This window comes from Dysgonomonas sp. Marseille-P4361, assembly GCF_900343125.1.
Lineage (GTDB): Bacteria > Bacteroidota > Bacteroidia > Bacteroidales > Dysgonomonadaceae > Dysgonomonas.
Genome location: NZ_OPYL01000008.1, coordinates 124,900 through 131,863 on the forward strand (window position 1 = coordinate 124,900; position 6,964 = coordinate 131,863).

At 35.3% G+C, this 6,964-nt stretch carries 6 protein-coding genes; all 6 read left to right on the top strand.

All coding sequences use genetic code 11. The features are described 5' to 3' along the window. The first annotated feature begins 57 nt into the window (after positions 1-57). Positions 58-1,476 (top strand): cardiolipin synthase, encoded by a 1,419-nt coding sequence (gene cls / locus DHU68_RS12955; protein ID WP_108823423.1) that lies wholly within the window; start codon positions 58-60, stop codon positions 1,474-1,476. 18 nt (positions 1,477-1,494) lie between these two features. Further along, entirely contained in the window at positions 1,495-2,670 is a 1,176-nt protein-coding gene (locus DHU68_RS12960) for a peroxiredoxin (RefSeq protein ID WP_108823424.1), read from the top strand. Between the two features lie 150 nt (positions 2,671-2,820). After that, positions 2,821-3,975, top strand: a complete 1,155-nt coding sequence (gene gmd, locus DHU68_RS12965) for a GDP-mannose 4,6-dehydratase (protein ID WP_108823425.1) — start codon at positions 2,821-2,823, stop codon at positions 3,973-3,975. 15 nt (positions 3,976-3,990) lie between these two features. Then, on the top strand, positions 3,991-5,085 hold the full coding sequence (locus DHU68_RS12970; protein ID WP_304529277.1) for a GDP-L-fucose synthase: 1,095 nt from the start codon (positions 3,991-3,993) through the stop codon (positions 5,083-5,085). 35 nt (positions 5,086-5,120) lie between these two features. Beyond that, a complete protein-coding gene (locus DHU68_RS12975) occupies positions 5,121-6,272 on the top strand; it encodes an OmpA family protein (protein WP_108823427.1) in 1,152 nt (383 codons plus the stop codon). 383 nt (positions 6,273-6,655) lie between these two features. Then, on the top strand, positions 6,656-6,964 hold a 309-nt coding region (locus DHU68_RS12980), incomplete at its 3' end, for a transposase (RefSeq protein ID WP_304529276.1).

Here is a 6,964-nt window from a genome sequence, read left to right on the forward strand (position 1 = left end):
TTAATTTTACTAACTTTGAATTTATAGAATCTTATATCCACTGGTGAAGAGAAGATAATGACAGATAACTTAATTCTTATTTTTCAAATTCTTTATGTAGTAACAGCCCTCGGTACAATGGTTGTTGTTATCTCTGAAAATAGGAATCCCCTGAAAACTATTTCATGGGTATTAATTCTGCTATTATTGCCATTGGTTGGATTAGTTATCTATTACTTCTTTGGAGAAGACAGTCGTAAACAACGACTCATTTCTCACAAGATGTATAAGAAACTCAACAGAAGATCTATTGGAAGGAAAGAGTTACTAGAAACCCTCAATCCTCCCACTGAACACAAAGGTTTAGTGAGTTTACTCAATAGGCTTAAAGCTGCCCCTTTATATGGAGGAAGTGATGTCACATTCTATTCTAACGGAGAAGACAAGTTCAAAGCCCTCTTTGAGGAATTAGAGAAGGCTCAAAGACATATACACATCCAATATTACATTTTTGTAGATGATGAGATTGGAAATAAAACGCGAGAAATTTTAGCACGAAAAGCAGCGGAAGGCATAGAAGTTCGTCTTATATACGATGATGTTGGTTCATGGAAAGTGAAGCGTCGCTTTTTTAAGGACATGGAAAAAGACGGAATAGAAGTTCAACCATTCCTAAAAGTAACATTTAAGCTGCTAACAAGCAGAGTTAACTACCGAAACCACAGAAAAGTTGTTATAATAGATGGAAAAGTGGGATTTGTAGGAGGAATGAATGTTGCCGACAGATATATCGAAGGGATTAACTCCGGAATATGGAGAGACAGCCATATAAAAATAGAAGGTAAGGCTGTAGCTGGTCTACAAACATCTTTCCTGATTGATTGGTACTCCTCAAGAAGAGAGTTTCTAGCATCTGATTCTTATTACCCTTTGCTCGAGAACAAAGGTGATAATTTAATACAGATTGTAACAAGTGGACCTGTCGGACGTTTTAAGGACATACATCTCGGTATTTTACAAGCTATATCAAATGCAAAAGAATGTATTTACATACAAACGCCTTATTTTGTGCCAACAGATTCCTTATTATTGGCGTTACAAACAGCGGCTATGCGTGGTGTGGATGTACGTATAATGGTTCCAAGAAAATCGGACACTACATTTGTACAAATTGCTTCCATGTCATACATCAAGGATCTTTTGGATGCTAAAGTTAATGTATTCTTTTTCGAAGCAGGGTTCTTACACTCCAAGCTAATGGTCGTAGACAATGATTTGACCATCACGGGGTCGGCCAATATGGATATTCGAAGTTTCGAACACAATTTTGAAATTGATGCATTTATATACAATAGAGAATCTTGCGAAAAAGCAAAAATAATTTTTTATAGAGATATGGAACAGTCAACCCTATTATCTCTTGAGAAATGGGAAAAACGACCAAGATTCAGAAAATTTAAAGAGTCTGTAATAAGGTTATTTTCTCCTTTATTATAAAATAGGATTAACATTAAAATGAAACTATTACTATACATATTCTTACTACTACATATACCGGGTATTATTTATGCCCAAAAGATTACTTTTAATTTACCTGGTGATGCAAATAAGACTTATACCTTCGCTCTCAATAAAGGCATAAAGAAGGATACGATCCAAAAAGGGATTATCCCCCTCAATGGAAGTATAACAATCAGTATTCCTGAAAAAGACAAAGACTATGTGGGAATGGGTTCTCTTCTTATACAAAACAATGCTCCATTAAATCTTATAGTCAATAAAGAGAGCTTCACGCTGACAAAAGATGCAGATAACAAGCTTAACTTCAAAGACTCAAAAGAAAATGCTTATTTGTATTCAATTATGCAAAATAAGGTTGTACCTCCTTCAGACACTACTTTATATGCATACCATTTTATCCAACTGATAAGTTATATGCAACAAGTCAATAAAGTTGCTTATCAAAGAACAAGCTTGGACGAAAAGCTGAATACCCGCCTGTTCGCTAAAGAAAAACTAGACATGAATCGTCTATATAGTAGTAGCATATGGCAACATATTATAGATGGATTAACTAAGATTGCTCCTTCTCAGGAAATCTTGGGAAATGATATGGTACAAATATTAAAAAGAATAGATAACCAGGAAGTTTTCGAACATTTAGCAGACAACCTGATAACAATCACTGAACAATACGGATGGGATGACGCATTCGATATCATTGTCCCCTACATCAAAGAGTCTGGACGCATAGAAGTGCCTCAAGGAAATATGTTTTATGCTTTTGCTTTAGCTAAACTAAAAAAAGGGAGTGTACCCCCTCCCCTTATAGGACTTAAAAGAAGCATACTAGATTCAGACGCAGAAAGAACTTTAATCGTTTTTTACCAGTCTGACTGCGATAATTGTCATGCTCAAATGGAGTCTCTAATAAATGAATACCCTAAGCTGAAAGGAATGAACGTACGTATCATCTCCGTTTCAGCAGATTCCGATCAGGCATCTTTTACGAAAGATTCTAAACGTTATCCGTGGAATGATGAGGATAAGCTATGCAACCTTAAAGGGTTTGGAGGGAAAAACTTCATTAACTATGGTATTATGAGTACTCCTGTATTAATACTCCTTGACAAAGAAAAAAAGGTTGTTAAAAGATATGCACGCATTACTGAAGTCGATTTTTCTTCTTAATTTGTGCTGATAAAAGGAAAAATTAATGAAATAAGGCCATTTTTATTTGAATTAGTTAAAAAAACTATATCTTTGTAACTTGCATGTTCTAAGATGAAGCCCAATAAACAGGATTCTAGAACACCATAAACTTAGTAGTTGACAAATTTTATGAATAATAAAGTCGCGCTCATCACAGGCATTACAGGACAAGATGGAGCTTATTTATCCGAATACTTGATAAAAAAAGGCTACACTGTACATGGTATTAAAAGAAGATCTTCTCTATTCAATACTGATAGAATAGATCATCTTTACCAAGACCCTCATGATGAAAAAAGAAATATGGTTCTTCATTATGGAGACATGACTGATAGCATGAATTTAACTCGTATTATCGGTGATGTACAACCTGATGAAATATACAATCTTGCGGCAATGAGCCATGTAAAAGTAAGCTTCGATACTCCTGAATACACAGCCAATGCTGATGGTATAGGAACTCTTAGACTTTTAGAAGCTGTCCGTCTGTTAAATTTAACAGATAAGACCAGAATCTATCAAGCTTCTACATCGGAACTTTATGGTATGGTACAAGAAATACCACAAAGAGAAACAACCCCTTTCTATCCTCGTAGTCCATATGCCGTTGCTAAACTTTACGCATACTGGATCACGGTGAATTACAGAGAGGCTTATGGTATGCATGCCAGCAATGGTATCCTGTTCAACCACGAATCTCCATTAAGAGGTGAAACTTTTGTAACAAGAAAAGTAACACGCGCTGCAGCCCGTATACTTCTTGGATTACAGAAAAAGGTATACATGGGAAATATATCTAGTAAACGAGATTGGGGACATGCTAAAGATTATATCAAAGCAATGTATCTGATACTCCAACAAGATACACCCGATGATTATGTTATATCTACCGGAGTAACAACAACAATCCGTGACTTCATAAAGATGACATTCAATGAAGCTGGGGTTACTGTTGAATTTAAAGGAGAGAATGAACAAGAAGAAGGATTTATTGCACATATAAACGAAGAGCTTTTCTCTAAAGCAGTAGGAGAAGAACATTTAGATGCTTTTAAGAAACGCTTGGGAGAATCTATTGTAGGTATTGATCCTGCGTACTATAGACCAACAGAAGTTGACATTCTGATTGGAGACAATACAAAAGCACGCACAAAACTAGGTTGGGAGCCGACCTACGACTTGAAAGGACTGTGTCATGATATGATCACCCATGACATAGAGCTTATGAAAAAAGAAGAGTATTTAAGAAACGGAGGTTATCGAATCCTTAATTACTTTGAATAAGGAGAGTTTTTGATGATAGATAAGAACGTTAAAATATATATTGCTGGACATCGAGGACTTGTAGGATCTGCAATACTTAAAAGTTTAAGAGAAAAAGGATATTCCAACTTTCTTTTAAGAACACACAAAGAACTAGATCTTACAAACCAAGAAGCTGTAGCTAGTTTTTTCTTTAAAGAAAAACCTGATTACGTTATACTTGCCGCAGCGAAAGTGGGAGGAATCATAGCCAACAATACATATAGAGGACAATTTATATATGAGAATATGATGATACAAAACAATGTTATTCATCAATCTTATATAAATAATGTAAAAAAATTAGTATTTTTGGGGAGTTCTTGTATTTATCCTAAGGAATCTGAGCAGCCAATGGCTGAAAGTGAACTACTCACAGGACCTCTGGAATATACAAATGAACCCTATGCAATTGCGAAAATAGCAGGTTTAAAGATGTGTGAAAGTTACAACATTCAGTATGGGACTAACTTTATAGCAGTAATGCCTACAAACTTATATGGCCCGAACGACAACTTCAACCTAGAAACATCACACGTTTTACCGGCAATGATTCGTAAAATACATTTAGCGAAATGTATAGAGAATAACGATTGGAATACAATAAGAGAAGACTTGAACAAACGTCCCATAGAAGATGTATCTGGAAGTTCTTCGGAAGAAGAAATACTTGATATTTTAAAAAAATACGGGATTCAGACGAAAGACAATGTTATTCAGGTGGAAATATGGGGCTCAGGAAAGCCAATGCGTGAATTTCTTTGGAGTGAAGATATGGCTGATGCTACGGTATTTATAATGGAATCTGTAAACTTTTTGGACTTAACTAATGTTATAGAGAAGAAAGAGATTCGAAATACACATATAAATATAGGCACAGGACATGAAATTTCTATCAAAGATATTGCTGAGCTTATAAAATGTAAAATTGGATTTTCTGGACATTTATGGTTTAATACCGAAAAGCCGGATGGAACAATGAGAAAATTACAAGATGTATCCAAGCTAAACTCTTTAGGCTGGAAGCACCAAATTGAGATAAGCGAAGGAATTGACAGAATATACTCTTGGTATAAACAATATGCAGATTAACAAACAGTGTTTAATTATAATTTAAAAGATTGATTATGAAAAAAGTAAGTTTACTTTTAGTTTTAGTTTTTGCGACTATGACTATGTTCGCTCAAGAAAGCGGATTTAGCACTAAGCCTGGTCGTAATGCAACTTTTGCAGATAATGGTTTCTGGGACAACTGGTTTATCGGAGTTGGAGCTGGAGCTAATTTTGTACAAGGAGATTTTAACAGCGATGCTGATTTCTTAAATCGCTTAACTGTTGCTCCTACAGTTCAGTTCGGAAAATGGTTCAACCCATATCTAGGTGCTCGTGTTAAAGCTCAAGGTGGATCTCTTCACAACTTCTTTAACAACGCAACAGACATGTTACATAACAAATACTTCATGGGTGAAGTAGACGTTATGGTTGATGTTATCAACTACCTTGGTAAATACAACGAAAACCGTGTTTATAGCCTTATCCCTTATGTAGGTATCGGTGGTGCAATCGGTTGGGATTACAAAATGAATGGTGCAACTCACCCAGGTGGAAAACAAAGAAACTTCACTATCAATGGTGGTTTGATCAACAAATTCAAATTCTCTAACAGAGTTGCTCTAGACATCGATCTATCTGCTGCTCTTCTTAAAGAAGCATTCAACCATGGTGGTGGTAACACTTATGATGGTCTAGTTGGTGCATCTGCAAGTTTAGTATTCAAAGTTGGTAAGAAAACTGATTTCTCTGAAGCTCTACTAATGGATCAAGGTCTTCTTGATGACCTAAACGGTCAAATCAACAGACTTCGTCAAGAAAATGACGAACTTCGTAACAAAAAACCAGAAGTTATTGAAAAACTTGTTGAAAAAGATTGCCCTAAATGCCCAGATCCAAAAGATAACTTCGTATCTAACGTAGTATTCTTCCGTATCGGTAGCGCTAACATCGACAAACACCAAGAAGTTAGCATCTACAACACAGCTAAATATCTAGAAAATAACCCTAGCGCTAAAGTTAAAGTTATCGGATATGCTGACAAGAAAACAGGAACTCCTTCATTCAACGAAAAACTTTCTGAAAAACGTGCTAAAAATGTTGCTAATGCGTTAATCAACAAATACAACATCAACAGCAACCGTGTAACAGTTGAGTGGAAAGGTGATACAGTTCAACCATATGCTGAAAATGCATGGAACCGTGTTGCTATCTTCTATACTGAGTAATTCAGCTATTAGAAATACAATAAATAAAAAAGAGTGGAGAATATCTCCACTCTTTTTTTGTTTAAATACTGTAAAAAAGGATTATAGCTTTTCTCTTAATAGTATAAATTTATATTTACAATACGCCCCGCCCTGATTAAAGCACTATAACGTTTTATTAATAACCTGAGTTCGATTAATCTTATTGGTTGAATTTTAGGGATATAAGGCGAAAAATTATTATATTTAAAGTATTGACAATCTTTTATATAACAATAAATCGCCTTATGATCTGCTTTGATAAAATTACGGAAATATATTCACTTGTTGATGAGTTTTGCAAGAATTTTGAAGAACAAACCAGCTCTTTTCTTCTGGGACATAAATCCAAACGCCCGCCTAAGATGAGTACATCTGAGGTTATAACTATCACTTTACTTTTTCATCTTAGTGGTTTTCGCAGCTTCAAATACTTCTATCTATTTTATGTACAGAAACATATGCAATCAGAGTTCCCCAAAACAGTCTCCTACAATCGCTTTGTGGAACTACAGCAAAGTTGCCTGATGACAATGACTATCTTTGCTAAAACCTGCTGTTTGGGTAAGTGCACAGGAATCAGCTTTGTAGATTCCACTCCGATCAGAGTCTGTAAGAACAAACGTGTCACTAGCAACAAAGTATTTAAGAATCTGGCAGAAACAGGTAAATCC

Bases quoted from the DNA above. Each gene is read 5' to 3' on its own strand.
- cls (WP_108823423.1), top strand. From the start codon at position 58: ATGACAGATAACTTAATTCTTATTTTTCAAATTCTTTATGTAGTAACA.
- DHU68_RS12960 (WP_108823424.1), top strand. From the start codon at position 1,495: ATGAAACTATTACTATACATATTCTTACTACTACATATACCGGGTATT.
- gmd (WP_108823425.1), top strand. From the start codon at position 2,821: ATGAATAATAAAGTCGCGCTCATCACAGGCATTACAGGACAAGATGGA.
- DHU68_RS12975 (WP_108823427.1), top strand. From the start codon at position 5,121: ATGAAAAAAGTAAGTTTACTTTTAGTTTTAGTTTTTGCGACTATGACT.